Genomic DNA, 18,403 nt, shown 5'->3' on the forward strand with positions numbered 1-18,403 from the left:
ATCCCTCAATATCATCCTTTTACCGCACCCTGCGTAATTCCGCTGTAAATCTGTTTCTGACTAAAGATAAAAACCAGAAATGCCGGCAGTATCGAAATCAGAACTCCCGCACAAATCAGGTTGTACTGACTGCCCATAGGTCCCACAAAGGTATAAAGGGACGTGGACATGGTTCTTATCTCTTTGTCCATAAGGTACAGATTTGCACAGTAATACTCGTTGTAGACTGAAACACCTTTTAAAATGCAGGCAGTTACAATAGCCGGTTTAAGAAGCGGAAGAATTATCTTCCAGTAAACAGTCCAGTATGAGGCCCCGTCTATGATGGCCGACTCATCCACAGAAGTCGAGATGTTTTCCATAAACTGAATGAAAATATAGATGGAGATAACATCCGTTCCGCACATCATGATGATATAGCCGTAAAGGTGATTTACCAGTCCCAGCACTGACATGATCTTGTAGACCGTAACCTGCATTGCAATCGACGGAAGAAGTGATGCGAATAAAAACATATTTCGAATCAGTCTGTTTCCAAAGAAATCAAAGCGGTTCAGGATGTATGCCAGCTGCGTTCCCACTATTACCGACACCGCAAGAACAAAGCCCATTACGATAAGAGAATTCAAAAAGGCTCTTCCCATGTTTGCAGTCTGAAAAGCCTTTATGAAGTTTTCAAAGTTAAGCCAGTTAGAAGGCGGAGTCATTACACTTGTGGTCTGGTACTCCTCCGTTGTCTTAAATGCGGTAAATATGCATGACACCACAGGAACCACCGCCGCAAGTGCAAAAAACAGCAATATGGTGTATTTAATGATATTTATAAAAATCTTACTTACTTTCATGTATCCGCCTCTCGAAAAGCATATTTAAAGAACAGCTTCTGCAAAATGGTGCAGATGAATATGATTATCAAAAGAACCACTGCCATTGCGCTGGCAAGGCCTACTTTCTGAGTCACATGAGCTATTTCATTCATGATTACAAAGTAGGTTCCGGTGCCGTTTGCTCCGCTTGTTATTACGTATGGCGGCTCAAAGGCACTAAGAGATCCTGTTATGGACAAAATAACGTTCAATGTGACTATTGTTTTTATACTTGGAAGAATTATGTGAAAAAACTGCTGAAACCTGTTCGCGCCATCCAGGGCTGCTGCCTCATAGAGCTCCGCATCAACAGACATAATTGCTCCTATAAACAAAACCATATTCTGACCAAAATATCTCCACACAGAAGTGGCAACCAGGGACCAGTTGTTTACAGCCTGATCCTTAAGCCAATAGGGAAGAGCCTCCTGGCTCACACCAAAAAGTCCAAGTATTGAATCAAGGACAAATCCTCTGGTATAGAAGAATTTAAAGATAAATCCGATGGCAATTCCGCTTATGAGGTAAGGGAAAAACATCATTCCCTTCAGGATATTTCCTCCCTTTACCCCAAAGCTCAGAATTGTTGCCAGAAACAGTGCCAGAGCCAGCTGGAAAAGAGCGCCAATGCAGTAATAAACACTAAGCTTAAGGGCCTTAAAGCAATCATCTCTTGTGAACACATCAATATAGTTTTTGAGGCCCACAAACACTCTTTTATCCGGCGGTGTCAGGTATTTCATTTTGTAAAAGCTGAACTGTACCATCTGCGCAAATGGCAGATAAGTAAAGATCAAAAGAAGAAGTAATGGGACAGTGACAAAGCTGAAAATAATGACAGCCTGTTGTCCCTTTCTACTTTTAAGCCACTTCATTGTCCCATCCTCCCTGGTTCATAGTGTTCGAAATTATTCAGCAGCTACGCCGCATGCTTCCTGCGCAGCTGTCCACTTTTCATTCCACTCGTTCATGATGTCATCAAATTCCATGTCTCCCATTGATGCATGCTCAATGATGAGCTGGATTCTTCTGTCACCGCCTGCTCTGTAATTAAGCTCAGACTCTGCGTTAAGCTCGTTTAAGAGATCCTCTTCGCCTGTGGCAGCAGGTGCCTCCTGAAGGAAAGTAACATTGTCAAAAGAAAGCTTTGTCTCTGTGCTGCCTGCTTTGATCGGAAGACCGTCTTCGTTGTAAACAAAGCCTGAGAGCTCAGTCATCCACTTAACGAAGATAAGAGCTGCCTGCTTTTCATTCTCGGGTGCATTCACGTTAATTCCGTAGCAGTAGTCAGGACCTGCAAGAGCATACTGCTTGCCATCTACAGTTACAGGGAAAGGCATATATCCGATATCCTCTGCATTCTCACCTGCGGCTTCCATCTGAGGATATGCCCAGGATCCAAGAACCATGCATCCGATCTCACCTCTGTTGATCATTCCCTTGCAGCCTTCCCAGTCTGTTGTTGAGTAATCATCCTCTGTAAGTCCCTTTGCAACTGCATCATAGAGAATCTTATAAACTGCATAGGGATGAGTAGAATCGCCATAATCTCTGAAAGGATCCTTTTCGTGGAGCAGTGTTCTGTTTGTATAGTCTGCATCACCTGTAGCACTGATTCCTGTGTAGTCATCCCAGCTTCCCATTGTCCAGCCTGCAGCATAATTTGTATAAAGAGGGATGATGTCATTGTTGTAATCTTTGATCTTCTGTAGAGCATCAATGAACTCCTCGGGAGTCTTGGGAAGCTCTGTAACGCCTGCCTCCTCAAATACTCTCTTGTTGTAAACGATTCCCTGCGCTGTAGCTGTTGAAGGGACACCATATACTTCTCCCTGATATTCCCAGTGATCTGCGTAGTTAATCTGGGTGCTCATCTCATCAAGGCTTCCGTATGACTCAAAATAAGAAGAAAGGTCTGCCTTATCAATTGAAGGAATTAGAAGCACTGTCTCATAATCTCCTGACTGAAGGTGAGTTTTTGCATCCTCAGCGTAGTTGGTATCAGTGATCACGTCGACTTTGATATTCGGATAAAGCTCATTAAAGGCTTCCATGTACTGTCTCCAATTAGTTCCGCCATAGTCCTCCGAATCAAGGTCTGTTCTGTTGCTGAAAAAAGAAATCTCTGCAGTTAAGTCAGTGAAATCTTCACCAAGTGTGAGGTCTGCATATGACTTAATGCCTTCTGTCTCAGATGAAGTTTCTTCCTCTGTTACAGCTTCCTCTGAATCCTGTACAGGTTCTTCAGATGCTTCTGTGTCAGTTGCCACATCTTCTGTTACCACAGCTTCCTCAACCTCAGTTGTATCTGTTCCGGCTGCTGTAGCCCCATTCCCACAGGCAACTGTTCCTGTTGCCAGCGCCATCATAAGTGTGGCTGATAATACTCTTCTCAATTTCATTTTTGTCCTCCTTTTTTGGAACTTCGTTTTATTTGCTTTATGTAGAATACATTTTTAGGTAAATTTAATCATCCATTAAACTTGCGTTTTATACCTCATTCTTGCTTTTATGATCAAATCGCATTAATTTAACTGCATTTTAAGAGATATTTAGGCATATTTAAGCCATTTTGTAATTATTTACCTAATTTAATTAGCATTATTTAGCTAATTAACCGATTGAATTTAACCTTTCTTTTAATTAAAATAATCTCACCAAAAGGAGTTTTTATGGTAGAAGCAGTACATAACAGAATAGAAGATCTAAACAGAATATTCCGTTTTCACAGACTTTTCGGAAGTGGTACAGAATTTACGGATGTTTTGGATACCAAGCGCTTTGTAGCAAGCCCTATTGAGAAACCGGACCCGCTTCTTATTAGCGCAAGATTTGGCGGCGCCATCACTTATGGCATACCCACTACCTTTGAATGTGTCGATAATCCGTATTTTTTATTGCTCTATATTGAGAGAGGAGACGTGCTTATAAAGGCAAAAGAGAGCCTTAAGCTAAGAGAAAAGAATATGATCCTGATAGGTCCTGGCGAGAAGTTTCGTTTTGATACCAGCAGCACACCCTGCTACTTTCATATGTTTTTATTATCAGGGGACAGCCTTGGATTATATATAAATAAATCATTTGAAATAATAGAATTCGGAGAAAAATATGTGGAGGCGCAGCTGGCCTACCTTCAAAGACTTCTCCTTCGCCCGGGGCTTGATATTGAATTCATGAGGGCAAAGCTTCTTACTGACATTCTGACAGATGCATATCTTGCAGGAAGTAAAGCTTCTGCTCCGTCAGCGCCTTCCGGAATACCCGGACATGTGCAGGAAATGAAAAATATTCTTGACCGTGAATACAACAGTTCCATTACTCTGGGCACCTTGGAGAAACGTCTTTTCATAAGCAAATACAGGCTTTGCAGAGAGTTTAGCAGCTATTATGGGAGGTCACCTCTACAATACTTAAACAGCCTGAGGATTCAGAAAGCAAAAGCCCTTCTTGAGCAGACAGATATCAGCATCCATGCAATCGGCTATGATGTTGGCATATCAAACACAAGTCACTTTATAAAATTGTTCAAGAGAGAAACTTCGCAGACACCTGCCCAGTACAGGAAAAGCAAAAGCTCTTAGCCATTTAGCTAAGAGCTTTTACACTGCTTTTTTCTACAAGATTACCTGTAACAATATGCATTCCGGTTTTTACGCTTTCTCCCTTGAGGAGCGCATTCATATATCCCACTGCATTTTGCACCATTACAGGAATATCTACTTCATAAGTTGTTATTTCCACGTCGCAGGCCCCGGGATAAATATAGTTATCATAGCCCACAACCGAAAAATCTTCAGGAATGCTATATCCTTCTTTTTCAAGCCTTCTTATCAGAACTCCCGCTGTCAGATCGCAGTTACACACGAATGCTGTAGGAAGCTCAAGCGGAAGCGGCAGCTTATCCGGTTCAAAAATAATTCCTGTGGTCTTATCTCTGTCCTCTATCTGCCAGTCAGGTCTTACAGGAACTCCATGCTCCATCATGGACTTAACATATCCAAGATATCTGTCCGTTATTGAAGTGGTAATAAGCGGAGATCCTACAAAGGCTATATCCTTGTGACCATGCTCAAAAAGATAATTGGTCATATAGTACGAACCATAGAAGCTGTCTGAAATAACAGAAACATCTCTCCCTGATTCATCTGCAAAATCCAGATAAAGTACAGGCAGATCTCCCATAATCCCCTTAATATAATCGCAGTACTCACTTGAAAACTCGCCCTGAAGGATCAGCGCCTGAACCTTTTTTTCTTTAATAACCTTCGGCGCGATCAGATCCTTTTCCATGTCATGGGTGATAATCTCAAGCATGGCAAAATCACCCTGACTTCCAAGCTCGGAAGAAAGGAGCTGATACATTTGCATATAAAAGGAATTGTATTTGGTGAAATGCTTATCATGAATGATGATGCCAATATTGCGGCCTTTATCCTCGCTCTTAGAAGCTGCTGCAGGCTGAACGTAACCCATCTCATCAGCAAGCTTTATAATCCTGCTGCGCATAGCTTCGCTGACACCCTTTTGACCGGTAAGTGCCTTGGATACCGTAACCACACTTACTCCAACTTCTTTTGCGATGTCTGCCATCTTAACAGTCTTAGCCATTTTCGTCATCCTTAATTAGAATTTTGATTTCTCTTGAATGATACTATATCGCTGTTATAAACTCAATTGCTAAAAGCGGAGTGCCTTTTTATTTCACAGAAAACCCTATTGAATAAAAAAAGAAAGCACTGTAGTTTGGGGATTCAGTGCTTTCGTTCTCAAAAAAGAGAAAAATTTGGAGATATATGATATACAGGTATCACAGATTAACCTGCATATACCGTTGTAATGCTGCTTCTGCTTGGGCCTCATCATCGCCATCACAGGTAATTGTGATGACTTCGCCGCATTTTATTCCAAGGGTCATAACAGCAAACAGATCTTTAAGATCGACGCTACCTCCGTTACCCTTAGCCGTTATGCCACAGGAATATTCATTGGCGATTTTTATAAGCCCTCCTGCGGTGAGTGCATGAACACCCTCAGGATCTTTAACTGTATGTGTGATTTCTCTCATACATCCTCCGCTTCGCATAAGCAGTTTCGAATATTCGGGAGAATCCTTCAGAATTCTCCCAGTTCATAACTATTATCAGATTTCTACGCCGTAGTGCTCAAAGAGGATCTTCTCAGCCTCAGGATTCCAGAGACCGCTGTGAGCCTTGCAGCACTCATCAAGCTTAGCAAAAAGAGGATCACTCTCACCAAGTTTTCCAAAGTCATCTATAGCTGTAAGAGGCATCTCGATCTGTGTGTAGATAAGCTTCTTTCCGCCGGGTATATTGGGCAGGTTGCAGGTTGTCTCTGCTGCTGCATCAAGGCCACCAATATGTGTAACCATAACAGAAGGGTTGATCTCACCCTTTGCAGCCAGCTGAAGTGCCTCAAGAAGATCGTCATTATTACCACCTGTAGTACCGAGAATATGGGTACTTGTGTAGTGTGAGTTGTAAAGATTTATCTCTGCCTTAAACTGATTATCTGTAGGGCCCGCAAAGAAGTTCATGCAACCATCAAAAGCAAGAAGTCTGTCGCCCATCTCGGCAACGGCTCTTACGGGTACGTATACAAATACGTCATCATAGCCGTGACCTTCAGTGATATCCATAAGCTTCTGTTCAGCATCAGCTCCCGAAGAGTTGAAATAGATAAGCTCTATTCCCTTTGATGCTGCATACTCAGGACTGATAACCTCTGCTGCTCTCTGCAGTTTCGCATCATCAAGATCTGTTACTACGATTCTCTTAGGCTTATTCTCAAATCTAAGGCCATAGCTTACTGCTCCAAGGCCCATAGGTCCGCAGCCGCCCATGATAAGGATGTTGCCGCCTTCCTTTGTGCCCATTGCATGGTCATAGTTCTGCTTATTTGTATGATAGTTAGCATGGTATCCTCCGATAATGCAGCTCATGGGCTCTCCAAGGGATGCCTGATAGAAGCTCTCTCCGTCATAGGGAAGAAGTGCATCCAGCTCCATAACCTCGTGAAGCATGATGCAGTATGTTGCATCTCCGCCGCAGAATCTGTAGGAATATCCGGGAGAATCAAGCTTGCCCTGATAGTTAAGAGCAGGCTGAAGTGCCCACTTATCGCCAACCTTATACTTATCCTTCCACTTTTCACCTACTTCAACGATGACACCTGAACACTCATGTCCTGTGATAACAGGATTCACATCGATATCCTGAGGTGCTCTCTTGTGCTTCTTGCCCTGCTTTGCAAGCTTATAGGTGGACATGCAGATACTGTCACTTATTACCTTAACAAGAATCTCATCATCCTTTATCTGCGGAAGCTCGAACTCATCGAGTCTTAAATCCATTTCTCCGTACATTCTGACTGCTTTTGTTTTCATCTATATTACCTCCGAAAATGCAGAATTATCCTTCAAACATTCTGCTGATCTCTTCTTCATTAAGTTTAAGCAGGTCCTCAAGTCCCTGTTTATCTGAGAACGTCATGGCTATTTTCTGTAAAACCTCAAGATGCTCATCGCCAACAGCAGCTATTCCTATAACCACTCTGACCTTCTCGCTTGCACCCCAGTCCAGTCCCTCGGGGAAAGTCATGAGTACAAGACCTGTTTTCTTTATATATTTCTTAGCTTCCTCAATTCCATGAGGTATTGCTATTTCATTCCCTATATATGTATTAAATACCTTCTCTTTATCCAGCATGGCCTGAGTATAACTCTCGTCCGTGCATCCCTGTGATGAAAAGATTTCGCCAATCCTTCTGATAACATCTTCCTTGCTGCTGCCTTTTTGATTTATAAAGATATTTTTAGTTTCCAGTATCATGTGTTCCTCCTTACCTACAGATCACCAAGCTGCTCACTAAAATAGCCTCTTAGTATTTCCTGCAGTTTTTCCTTAATTCCTTCTTCGTCGCTCTTTTGCAGTATTCGTAAAAATTCTTCGTCTTCGATAATGGCGCTTGAAACCCTTCCAAGCATTTCCGAATTCTGCTGTCTGTGGTCATCAAGTGGCATCGTCATACAAAGTGCTGCCCTGATGCCCTGCAGCTTTTCATCCGCAAAAGGTTCCTCTTCCTTGGGTCCTACCGTTATTATCTGGCAATCCTTTACAGCCTTTGATCTGCAGTGGAAGAGTGCAATTCCTATCTCAGGGAAAAGCTGACTCATCACCTGCTCTCTTGCGAGGATATCAGCTGCCAAAACTGCTGCAGCCCGTGGTGAATCCGTAATATCCGCCGCGATCTGTCTGATCATCGACTCAAGACTTATATCAGTCTGAACTGTCAGATGATGATACCTTCTAATAACACCTTTAACTCTGGTTATTATGTTATTGATCTCATCTAGCTGCCTGGTGAAATCATTGTTTTCCTGCCTTGCAGGCATGGATGCATATTCATCGATCTTTACACTGATCTGAAGTACATCCCTGTTAGTAATAAGCGGATTAACAAGGCAATAATCTACGCCAAGCTCGTCCACATTTATGCTTGATATGAAAAAATCAGTTCTCGAAACTGTATGCTGGGTAATCTCGTCTACCCCGTATGCTTTAAGTACTATATCCCAGTCGGAAAACTGGCTTTTTAGCTTTGCCATCATAAGCTGCGCTACACCAAAACCGCTGGCACAAATAACACCTATGGTAACAGTTCGCTTCTTACGCCTTCTGGAATCTATCCTCTCTCTTGCTGCGCCAAAATGCATTGCAAGATATCCAATCTCGGCATCATTTGGCACGAGAGAAGTTTTCTGTGTAATAACCCTTGCTGCCTTCTCACATCTGGAATATATATCAGGATATTCCTGCTTTATCTGGGACAACAGAGGATTACTTATGGTCATTTCATTTTTAATTCTGTAAAGCGTAGGCTCTAAGTGGACCATCAGACCTCTTATAAAGTCGTCATCATACCTTAGCTCTCTGGCAAGTCCCGGATCAAAGACATCTATCATGCCTTCAATTATCACCATGAGTTCATCTGTATTAATGCCGCTCTCGCCGATAACATCACTGGTGTAATTGAGCTTTGCTCCGTTTATATGAAGCAAAATGTTGTTGACCTCAGATTCCGGTATTTCTATGGAAAATTCCTTCTCCAGCGCCGTTGCAATGTTCTTTGCTATGTCGTAACCCTTATCAAACCTTGCATCGTAGCTGTCTTCACTAACAAGCTCGCCCTGAAGGATTCTCTCAACTGCCACAGCCAGATGTACCAAAAGTCCTATATATGCATCATTTGTAAGAAGATGAAGATAAGGTTCCTCCACTTTTTCCAGGACTGATTCAACCTCTGAGAGGATTTCTTCATTCATCAAAAGATAGATATTATCTCCTGCTGATGTGATTTCCTTGGTCTTCATATTCTCAGTGACAAAGCGCTGCATAGCCATGCGGTAGCTTTTTTCACTGCCGGAAAGCGTTATGCCATAGCCGGGCTTTCTTATGATCTCAAGCTTACATTCCCTTGCCCATTCATCTATAGCTTCAAGGTCGGTGCTTATAGTCGCTTCGCTGACACCGAACATATTGCTGTAGTAAAAGAGCTTCTGGGGTTCCCTATTTCTCAAAAGCTCAAGCTTCAGGAGTTTTCGCCTCTGTTCTTTATCAGAAACCACCTGCTCCTTGCGGGCTTTGAGAATCCCCATGAGCTGCTGTTTAGCCTCGGGATCACCCTCTATCTGGCTGCCTTCGCCTTTTTTACGCACCAGGGTAAGACCATGGTCCTTTACGATGCTTCCTATATAGTCGGCTTCCCTTAAAATAGTGCGCTTACTCACACCCAGAGCATCAGCCACCTCCTGATCAGTGGCCGGCTGCTCTGCGCCAAGCAAATATATTAAAATCTGTCTTATGCGTGGTGTAAGTTCCATTTGAATCTCTTTTCTTATTTACGCTCTCAGCTCATTTGCCAGCGCATCATACTCAGGTGCTGACATGAAATTGCTGATAGTGATCACTCTCACGCCGGGAGCACTCTTTTTAGCTCTTGCCGCAAGATCCTGATGTGTTACAACTATCTGAGCATCTTCAGGAATTTCAGAAACAGAAGCATGCTTAACTTCGATATCTGTTCTTCCTACCTCTGATAATTTTTTTCTTAAAACTGTTGCACCCATTGCTGATGAACCCATTCCGGCATCACATGCAAATACGATGTGCTTGATGTCTGAAGGTGCTACATTTACAAGTGCATCAGCTGCTGTAGAAACTGTGCTTGCAGCAACACCCTTTGCCTGAGCCTTCATCTCTCTCATCTTCTCTGTAGAATCCTCAAGACTCTGCTTGGAGTTTGAAAGTCTGATGATAGGAGCAGCGATTGCGAAGGATACGCCTGCAGCAACTACAACTGAGAGAAGAACCATGAAGGTTGTTCCTCTGGGAGCCATACCAAGGTATGCAATGATTGATCCGGGTGACGGAGGTCCTGCAAGGCCAAGGTTGAATGCTGTGTTGAAGATCATAGCTGCTACTGAACCGCCGATTGTTGCAAGTAAAAGAAGCGGGTTCATAAGTACATAAGGGAAGTAAATCTCGTGGATACCGCCAAGGAGGTGTACGATAAGTGCTCCGGGTGCGGAATCCTTTGTAACCTTATCTTTAGCAAATAACCAGTAAGCGAGAAGTACGCCTGTACCTGCACCGGGGTTTGTCTCTATCATGTAGAAGATAGATTTTCCTGCGTTAGCAACCTGCTCTGCTCCAAGAGGAGTAAAGATACCATGGTTGATAGCGTTGTTAAGGAAAAGAACCTTAGCAGGCTCAACAAATACTGATACAAGAGGCAGAATGTTGTTTTCAACAAGTACTGCAACACCTGCGTTAAGAACTGCAAGTACGCCGCCCATGAAGGGTCCGATTACGTAGTAACCGAGAATAGCAAGGCCCAGGCCAAGGATACCAACTGAGAAGTTGTTAACCAGCATCTCAAATCCTGTAGGGATCTTACCCTCAACTGCCTTGTCAAACTTCTTGATAACAAGTCCTGCAAGAGGTCCTGCGATCATAGCGCCCATGAACATTGTGTACTCTGTTCCGCAGATGACACCGATTGTCATGATTGCACCCATAACTGCTCCGCGGTTTCCGCCAACCATCTTACCACCCTGGTAAGCAATGAGGATTGGAAGCAGATATGTAAGCATAGGACCAACTATTGTGCTAAGCTGTGCATTTGGGAGCCAGCCGGTGTCAATGAAAAGTGCTGTCAAAAGTCCCCATGCTATAAATGCGCCGATATTCGGCATGACCATTCCACTTAGGAATCGGCCAAAACTTTGAATCTTTTCTTTCATTTGGATTTCCCCTTCCCAACCTGATATACAGGTAAGCTCCGGCACGTCTGCCGGTATTCTGAGTAATTATCCGAATGCATTCGATTTGTTGTAATCTAATTGTATTTTGACCGAGTGAATATTTCAATTCATACATATTAAACTTTGTCACGATGAGAAAGTGACAAGTACTAAAAAAGAAAAAAATACCCCGGATAGAATAAATATCCTATCCGGGGCACCACATATTAGTGGAGCGCCGATTAAAGCGTTTCCTTAGATAAATTTAATTACTTTTCTTCACTGTCAGCCTTGTTGTCTACATTTACGTTCACGCCGCTGCCTGAAAGATTGATGTTCTTATTAACCTTTGCATCATATGTGCCTGCTCTCATGATCTCTGTAAAGTCTACGCCTGTAGCCTCTGACATTGTATCAAATACCTGCTTCATAACGATGGGAAGGTTACCTGAAATCTGGCTTGTGCCATTTGTGCCATCGCCTGTTCCATAAATGTTGATCTTGTCGATCTGTGAAAGAGGCTTAGCAATTTCAGCTGCCATCTGAGGCATGATCTTGATCATCATCTCAGCCATAGCTGCGCCGTTGTACTGCTTGTAGGCTTCAGCCTTCTTCTCCATTGCTTCAGCTTCTGCAAGACCTTTAGCCTTGATGGCTTCAGCTTCCGCACGACCCTTAGCTTCAATACCTGCTGCCTCAGCGTCATACTTAGCCTTGATACCAGCTGCTTCCTGCTCTGCTGCATATTTCTGAGCTTCAGCCTGGGCTTTTCTAGCCTCAGCCTCCTGCTCCTGCTCGTACTTAACAGCCTCAGCCTTTCTCTGTCTCTGAACAAGCTCTGCTTCAGCGATCTTCTCAGCCTTATACTTTTCAGCATCGGCTTTCTTCTCGATGTCAGCTGCAAGTTCCTGCTGCTTTACGATAACTTCCTTCTGCTTCAGTTCAGCTTCACGCTCTGCCTTAGCGATCATAGCGTTAACAGTATTGGTCTGGATGGCCTTTTCCTGTTCCTGTCTCTGAATCTCATAAGCTGCGTCTGCTTTAGCCTTTGCAGCATCGGTTTCCTGCTTAAGTTCTGCCTGCTTCATAGCCAGGTCGCGCTGCTTCTGAGCAATCTCAAGGTCAGCTGCGATTCTCGCATCGTTTGCTTCCTTGTCAGCCTTTGCCTTCTCAACAGCTACTTCCTTCTCAGCCTGAGCCTTTGCAACAGCTGCGTCCTTCTTAATCTTGGAGGTGTTATCCATACCAAGGTCATTTATAAGGCCGTTCTCATCGGTTACGTTCTGGATGTTACATGAGAGGATCTCGATACCGAGCTTACTCATGTCCTTTGAAGCCTTTTCCATAACCTGATCTGAAAAGCTGTCACGGTCTGTGTTGATAGCCTTAAGTGCAAGAGTACCGATGATCTCACGCATGTTACCCTGTAATGAATCCTGCAGGTCTAACGTTATCTGCTCGGGGTTCTTGTTCAGGAAGTTCTTGGCAGCCAGCTGAATAGCATCAGGTGTTGTGCCGATTCTTACCTTTGCAACTGCGTCCACGTTTACATTGATGAAGTCATTTGTAGGAACTGACTGCTCTGTCTTGATGTCGACTGTCATCTGACCAAGATAGAGTTTGTCGACTCTTTCAAAGAATGGAACCTTGATACCTGCGCGACCGATTAAGATGCGAGGAACCTTTCTGATACCGGATATAATAAAAGCCCTGTCCGGAGGAGCCTTCACATATCCTGCTGCAATAATGATTATTGCAATGATGATGATTGCGGCAATCGTAATCGCCATTGTTAATGATGTTGTCATACAACCCTTCCTTTCCTTGGACTTTTGCCAAGATATCTGTTATTTGTTTCTATGACTATATGATATGCGCCATAGCAAACGAAATACAGAACCATTATGGCATATTATTTCATTTTATTCTTCTTTTTTGGAAAATTAATTTCAGATCTATTGAAAATGCCGCAAAGCATGCAAAAAGCAGTATAAAGCAAATAGCCAGAGCAATAGCAAAAGGTACATAACTGCCCCTGCCCGCATACTCCACTTTCATAGAAAGATCATCTACAAATTCTATATCCCCCTTGGTAAGTTCACCAGCGTAGGAATCAATGTAGTAATTATCTCCTGTAAAAAAGGTTAAATTTCCGCTCTCTTCTCCGGTCTTTACTATCTCGAGTACATATTTGCAATTCTTTTTCCCAGGAACAATATCGTCTGTGTTAATACGTATAGTTCCCTTCTTTATATCTCCGGCATTAACGGTTTTGCTGTATAACAATTCTCCTTCTTCATTGTACATGCTTATGAGATAATCATAAGTCTCTTCCCCGGCATCTGCATTTATGGTGATTTTGTTAAAAGTATCCGAACATGCAAATGTCTGTCTTAGTGTCTCATTATTATCCACCTCAATGGAAATATGATCATCACTTCTATCATACGTATTACCGTTTATCCTGTTATGCGTATACTTTACTTCTGTTGTCAGAATTACAAAAAAGGCAATACACATAACAATCGCCAAAATGCCAGCAGCTACACGCACAATGCGATTTTCAGCCACTTTGTCAAAAGTATCCGGCGCATTGCTGATACCCACAGCGGCAATTATTACCATTAAAAACAAAAGAGAATCAGAGTAATCACCCTTAACCTCCCATATCAGATAAAACAGCATCTCGCCAAACAATGTTATGGTAAACAAACTCAGCCTTCTGTCGAAGCCGCTCCATATCCTGCTGCAACAAAGGGTACACAAAAGAATACCAATGACCGTTATCAGTCTGTAAATGTAGGCAAAAAACTCTCCTCCATCCCCTCTTAAGAACTCAAATATCCTGCCTGAATAAGCACCGCTGTAAGTTCTTGAAACTACAGAAGGGAACCCATCGGAAAAAGTGATACGAAGCTTATTGGCCCACAGTTTTGCAAGCCCTTTTATTCCAAGCTTTTTATAATTGTAAATTATTCCTTCGATGTAAATCCCGGACTTTTCTTCCTTACTTTTGCCATATAACCTTGAATAGTCGAATCCATTGTCCTCGTATTCAGTCTTAATACTTCCATCACCCTTAGAACCCACATAAAGCCATCTGGCAGTTGGAAGATTGTATTCCTGATAAGGTCCAAAATTATCCGCAACTCTAATATTTATAGCCTTTATCCCTGCAAAAGCTACTATCATAACTCCCAAAGCAAAAGCCATTCTGATCAGATATTTTTGTTCTCTTCTCTCAGATTTATCCATGGAAAAAAAGTCAAAAATCCTTATCACCAAATATGCAATAACAGGAAAAACAGCAGTCAACCGCACATGGAAGCCCAATATCAAAAGCGCAGCAAGGATCACACATAACAATCCTTTTTTTAATAATCCATCTTCGCGATAAAGCTTAAGCAGCACATAACATATTCCCATCAGCAGAGGCACACTTATGGATGAGCTGTATACCCAAAAAGAAAGATAGTAATATAGCGGATTTAATACCATAAGTGACAAGGCCTTATTCGCCATAGCGTGACCTGCAATTTCTACCACACATAAAAACGAAAGCAGCAAACCGGCAAACATATGAAGGTAATTTATCACCCACAGGTATGGCATTATATCCGTAATACCCAAATGATCTGCCATGATCGCAAATTGCTTAAAGAGCAATATCAGAAAATAGTTATTGGGATACATCTTTATCCACTTTATGTGGTAATTATTATCATCAATAACATTATTCTTAAGAAACCACCCCAAATCTATATCCGTAAGACTATCTGTATTGGGCCTAAAATCAATGCTTACAAAAAGCCAGACTGAAATTAAAAGCTGGATCAGAAAAAGAACAACAGACACAATTTTCTGCCATTTTTCAGGGAGTGTCTCCACCAAACAAAACCATTTTCTGATAAGCAAACAAAAACAGAGTGTAAAGAAAAGAGCCGCAACAAACACAACGATCTTATACTTCTTATCAGCTATTGTGTTACTGCTCATATTCCAGAAAATACCACATATAATTACTGCCGTCATTGCCGACATCAAAAACAGTATTATTTTTTCAGGAATACTCAGTTTTTTTGCTTGCTTGTTCATTTACACTCCGTTTGATGAATTATTTTACTTTTATAGTTATGACCGTGGATACTCCATTATATGCCTTAACCGTAATAACTGCTGTACCCTTCTTTTTAGCAGTGACAACTCCGGAAGAAGATACCTTTGCAATCTTCTTGTTGCTGCTCTTATATGTATATTTATTGCAGCACGCTCCTTTATTTACCTTAGGAGTTAATTGATATTTCTTTCCCTTTTTTAAGGTCTTTGTTTTCTTTATTGTGACTTTTGTAGGTGCTTTTTTTACATCAGCAGTCAGACTGACATTAACGGTACCATCACCTCTACTCCAGGACGCGGTGATAACAGCTTTACCCTTTTTTACTCCCTTGATTTTTCCTGCTTTTGTAACCTTGGCTATGGATTTCTTACTGCTCTTATAAGTACCTTCTGCCTTGGCCACCAGGTCATTTGTAAAGGGTGAGAAAGAACTTGGACTTGAAGCTACCTTTTCTCCTGCACCAAGCTTTACTTTTGCAATCTCACAGGTTCCGTTGCAGCTTGAGGAATCATCCACATAAACACCAAAGGGACAATCCATTGTCAGCTTATTGGAAGCCATATCGGAAACCGAGCTGTCATCTCTTACGGCAATGCTGGCATCTTTTTCTCCCTGAAATGTATTTGAGCCTAAATATGAAGCACCGCTTCTAACCTGCACCAGCACTCCAAACTGACCATTTTTTAATTCATTTCCGGATATATTACTTTCAACATTGTATGCGGTAGTTATATCTGCATATACAGAATCTGATTCAGTAAATCCCCAATCTTCATAGCCCTTTATGATATTGCCGGAAACTGTATATCCTTTTCCCAAATACACGCCTGTCGGGTGGTTACTGCTTGATTCCCAGCTACTGTAACCGCCAAGTAAAACACCGGTCATACTGCTGCTGATTCTGTCACGATTACCTATATTGATAGTATTTCCGGTGATGCTCACGTTAGAGTAATAAGAAAGAGCATCGGCATTTCTATTTTTCTTTTTAGAAGGATATCCCGTATAAAACGAATAAATAGTAGTATCCACACCTCGTCCTACGTTATTCATTGTATTATTGGATACCGAAGAATCCTTCCACATGGTACACATTACTGCTGTGTTATAAATATTATCAAACGAACAATCATGGATATTGATATTTTTATAATAAAATTCGCCCGCAATTGCTCCATGACTTCCAAAACCTCTGTACAGATTTCGGAAAGTACATCCACTGACCTCAACATTTTCACATGCATAATCGTCGTATACAGGATCCGGGTCATATTCAGAGGAATTCTCATTGGCTACATCCAACTGGAAAGCTTCCACATCGTTACCATTCAGCTTTCCGTCCTGAAACAGACATCCCTCTACCTTGACATCCTTACATGCTGCCAGAGACAACATATGTGCCGCGCCTGATTTTTGAAATGTAACGTTTTTAATGCTAAGCCCTGTCAGATGTGAGAGAAGAATAAAACTGCCACCGGCATTTGACTTTTCTCCATCGAAACATCCCCCTGTAAATGAGATATTCTGATAGTCTCCATAGCCACCTTTTCCATCGTCTATGGTCTGAGTAGTAAAAATATTTTTACCACCCTTTTTCATGATGGTAACACCATTCATCTCAACCGAAGTATTGCTGCCAATCTCGATTGCGTCATCCTTGGCTTTTCTGGTATATGTTCCTGCCGGGATCACTATCCTAAAATATTTTGACTTATCATTTTGGGTGACTTCCCAGGCTTTATCCGCTGCTCCCTGTACAACATTTCTGAAATCAGAAGCCAATTCATTCGTAAGCCCGGAAAGATCTATAGTGGTAGTATTTCCGGCAGTAACCGCAGGATAAGAGTAATTAAGTACATTTACAATCACAAACTCTGAAAAAGACTCTGTATCAAACTCCAAAGTAATGTCCTGATAGAATTCTGTCTCCATAGGCGCATTCAGAGTCATGGGAGCAAAATCCATGCCCTGTTTCAGCTCACGGGTATTGGAATCAATATTCTCTTCCGGAACTATAACCTCATACTCCATACCGGCAGACTTTTCAACATCCGAATCACTACGTTCAATCTCCGTATCCATGTCATCTACATCACCGTCATGAATATGGATCATTTTTATCTCTGTAGTTCCTTTTAATCCATCCTGCTCTATCATGGCTTCCCTCGGGAAATCTACACTGATATGAACAGTACCGTTTTTAGGCTCAAACATCTTTCCTTCAGAATCATAAATAGAGATATCAAAAGATTTTGCTAAAAGGATTTCTTTTTCTAATCCCTTTTCTATCTTGTTATAAGTTTTCTGTGAACATTCTTTTCTTTCGACAGATACATATGCATCATTGGGCAAAATATTTTCTTCTGCAGAGAAACTAAAAACATATCCCTCGCATTCTGTCTCATAATAGAATTCATCACTTGTCAGGTCAGAGTCGCCTTCAGAACCTTCTTCTGCAACAGGCTCATCAGTCGTCGAAACAATCGGCTGCTCCGTGTCATCAGCGGCAGTTTCACCGTCTTCTGCATTTTCTTCAGAATTCTCCGCAGGATCATCCGCCTGCTTTTCGGAATCTTCAGATTCTGTAGCTCCTGTTTCAGAAACAGATGAGTCTGCATTAGTGCTATCGTCTGTAGCTCCCTCATTACTTTCATTGTTGCTTTCATTATTATTTGCACTATTCTCGTCGTTTTCCGTCTGCTCTGATTCATTATCAGAAATATTTTCTGATTCCTGAGCGGTTTCACCGGATGAATTATCCGTTTCACCTGTACCATTATCTTCATCGCCTGTACCATTATCTTCATCGCCTATGCCGGTTTCTTCACCTTCCCTTGCAGTATCATCTGTTGATGAAGTCGTTTCATCCCCAACTATAGTGGTCGTATCCGGATTTTCAACTGCGTACACATTCTGTCCGAATAACGATACTATCAATGCCATCTCGATAATGAAACTCGTAACTTTCTTCATATAACTAATACACTCCTAAAAAACTATTTATCTATAGATGCACCAATCCATATTATATCTTAGTTTTTAATATCATGTAAAATTTTTATGTTTTATGCTATGATTCTTTAGTTGAAAAGAACTTAT

13 protein-coding genes are annotated in these 18,403 nt (G+C 41.9%); 1 reads left to right on the plus strand and 12 read right to left on the minus strand.

Going from position 1 to position 18,403, the window contains the following annotated elements:
• Positions 1 to 11 precede the first annotated feature (11 nt).
• The 3 genes from G610_RS0109685 to G610_RS0109695 are packed head-to-tail and all read right to left on the minus strand — an operon-like array spanning position 12 to position 3,268.
• Positions 12 to 845, minus strand: a complete 834-nt coding sequence (locus G610_RS0109685; protein WP_026524622.1) for a carbohydrate ABC transporter permease — start codon at positions 843 to 845, stop codon at positions 12 to 14.
• Entirely contained in the window at positions 842 to 1,741 is a 900-nt protein-coding gene (locus tag G610_RS20410; protein ID WP_051197909.1) for a carbohydrate ABC transporter permease, read from the minus strand. The genes G610_RS0109685 and G610_RS20410 overlap by 4 nt, the downstream gene beginning before the upstream one ends.
• Before the next feature lie 33 nt (positions 1,742 to 1,774).
• Complete coding sequence (locus G610_RS0109695; RefSeq protein ID WP_026524623.1) at positions 1,775 to 3,268, minus strand: ABC transporter substrate-binding protein; 1,494 nt, start codon at positions 3,266 to 3,268, stop codon at positions 1,775 to 1,777.
• A gap of 270 nt (positions 3,269 to 3,538) precedes the next feature.
• Here G610_RS0109695 and G610_RS22140 point away from each other — a divergent pair, with 270 nt between their 5' ends.
• The gene (locus G610_RS22140) at positions 3,539 to 4,447 is read left to right on the plus strand and encodes an AraC family transcriptional regulator (RefSeq protein WP_026524624.1); all 909 of its coding nucleotides are present in this window, start codon (positions 3,539 to 3,541) and stop codon (positions 4,445 to 4,447) included.
• Positions 4,448 to 4,451: 4 nt separating this feature from the next.
• Here G610_RS22140 and G610_RS0109705 read toward each other — a convergent pair whose 3' ends face one another.
• The 9 genes from G610_RS0109705 to G610_RS0109745 form a co-directional block, all read right to left on the minus strand.
• Positions 4,452 to 5,474 carry a LacI family DNA-binding transcriptional regulator gene (locus tag G610_RS0109705; RefSeq protein ID WP_026524625.1) on the minus strand — a complete coding sequence of 341 codons (1,023 nt, stop codon included), beginning with the start codon at positions 5,472 to 5,474 and terminating at the stop codon, positions 4,452 to 4,454.
• Between the two features lie 199 nt (positions 5,475 to 5,673).
• Positions 5,674 to 5,931, minus strand: a complete 258-nt coding sequence (locus tag G610_RS0109710; protein WP_026524626.1) for an HPr family phosphocarrier protein — start codon at positions 5,929 to 5,931, stop codon at positions 5,674 to 5,676.
• 75 nt (positions 5,932 to 6,006) lie between these two features.
• Positions 6,007 to 7,269, minus strand: a complete 1,263-nt coding sequence (locus tag G610_RS0109715; RefSeq protein ID WP_026524627.1) for a zinc-binding dehydrogenase — start codon at positions 7,267 to 7,269, stop codon at positions 6,007 to 6,009.
• A 25-nt stretch (positions 7,270 to 7,294) separates the two neighbouring features.
• A complete protein-coding gene (locus G610_RS0109720; RefSeq protein WP_026524628.1) occupies positions 7,295 to 7,714 on the minus strand; it encodes a PTS sugar transporter subunit IIA in 420 nt (139 codons plus the stop codon).
• A 14-nt stretch (positions 7,715 to 7,728) separates the two neighbouring features.
• Complete coding sequence (locus G610_RS0109725) at positions 7,729 to 9,765, minus strand: BglG family transcription antiterminator (RefSeq protein ID WP_026524629.1); 2,037 nt, start codon at positions 9,763 to 9,765, stop codon at positions 7,729 to 7,731.
• An 18-nt stretch (positions 9,766 to 9,783) separates the two neighbouring features.
• On the minus strand, positions 9,784 to 11,187 hold the full coding sequence (locus G610_RS0109730; RefSeq protein ID WP_026524630.1) for a PTS mannitol transporter subunit IICB: 1,404 nt from the start codon (positions 11,185 to 11,187) through the stop codon (positions 9,784 to 9,786).
• 269 nt (positions 11,188 to 11,456) lie between these two features.
• On the minus strand, positions 11,457 to 12,995 hold the full coding sequence (locus tag G610_RS20420; protein WP_051197910.1) for a flotillin family protein: 1,539 nt from the start codon (positions 12,993 to 12,995) through the stop codon (positions 11,457 to 11,459).
• Between the two features lie 109 nt (positions 12,996 to 13,104).
• The gene (locus tag G610_RS0109740; RefSeq protein ID WP_026524631.1) at positions 13,105 to 15,282 is read right to left on the minus strand and encodes a hypothetical protein; all 2,178 of its coding nucleotides are present in this window, start codon (positions 15,280 to 15,282) and stop codon (positions 13,105 to 13,107) included.
• A 19-nt stretch (positions 15,283 to 15,301) separates the two neighbouring features.
• Complete coding sequence (locus G610_RS0109745) at positions 15,302 to 18,277, minus strand: Ig-like domain-containing protein (RefSeq protein WP_026524632.1); 2,976 nt, start codon at positions 18,275 to 18,277, stop codon at positions 15,302 to 15,304.
• Between the last annotated feature and the right edge of the window lie 126 nt (positions 18,278 to 18,403).

Origin of the sequence: Butyrivibrio sp. MB2005, assembly GCF_000424285.1 — a bacterium.
Lineage (GTDB): Bacteria > Bacillota > Clostridia > Lachnospirales > Lachnospiraceae > Butyrivibrio.

Bases quoted from the DNA above. Each gene is read 5' to 3' on its own strand.
- G610_RS0109685 (WP_026524622.1), bottom strand. From the start codon at position 845: ATGAAAGTAAGTAAGATTTTTATAAATATCATTAAATACACCATATTG.
- G610_RS20410 (WP_051197909.1), bottom strand. From the start codon at position 1,741: ATGAAGTGGCTTAAAAGTAGAAAGGGACAACAGGCTGTCATTATTTTC.
- G610_RS0109695 (WP_026524623.1), bottom strand. From the start codon at position 3,268: ATGAAATTGAGAAGAGTATTATCAGCCACACTTATGATGGCGCTGGCA.
- G610_RS22140 (WP_026524624.1), top strand. From the start codon at position 3,539: ATGGTAGAAGCAGTACATAACAGAATAGAAGATCTAAACAGAATATTC.
- G610_RS0109705 (WP_026524625.1), bottom strand. From the start codon at position 5,474: ATGGCTAAGACTGTTAAGATGGCAGACATCGCAAAAGAAGTTGGAGTA.
- G610_RS0109710 (WP_026524626.1), bottom strand. From the start codon at position 5,931: ATGAGAGAAATCACACATACAGTTAAAGATCCTGAGGGTGTTCATGCA.
- G610_RS0109715 (WP_026524627.1), bottom strand. From the start codon at position 7,269: ATGAAAACAAAAGCAGTCAGAATGTACGGAGAAATGGATTTAAGACTC.
- G610_RS0109720 (WP_026524628.1), bottom strand. From the start codon at position 7,714: ATGATACTGGAAACTAAAAATATCTTTATAAATCAAAAAGGCAGCAGC.
- G610_RS0109725 (WP_026524629.1), bottom strand. From the start codon at position 9,765: ATGGAACTTACACCACGCATAAGACAGATTTTAATATATTTGCTTGGC.
- G610_RS0109730 (WP_026524630.1), bottom strand. From the start codon at position 11,187: ATGAAAGAAAAGATTCAAAGTTTTGGCCGATTCCTAAGTGGAATGGTC.
- G610_RS20420 (WP_051197910.1), bottom strand. From the start codon at position 12,995: ATGACAACATCATTAACAATGGCGATTACGATTGCCGCAATCATCATC.
- G610_RS0109740 (WP_026524631.1), bottom strand. From the start codon at position 15,282: ATGAACAAGCAAGCAAAAAAACTGAGTATTCCTGAAAAAATAATACTG.
- G610_RS0109745 (WP_026524632.1), bottom strand. From the start codon at position 18,277: ATGAAGAAAGTTACGAGTTTCATTATCGAGATGGCATTGATAGTATCG.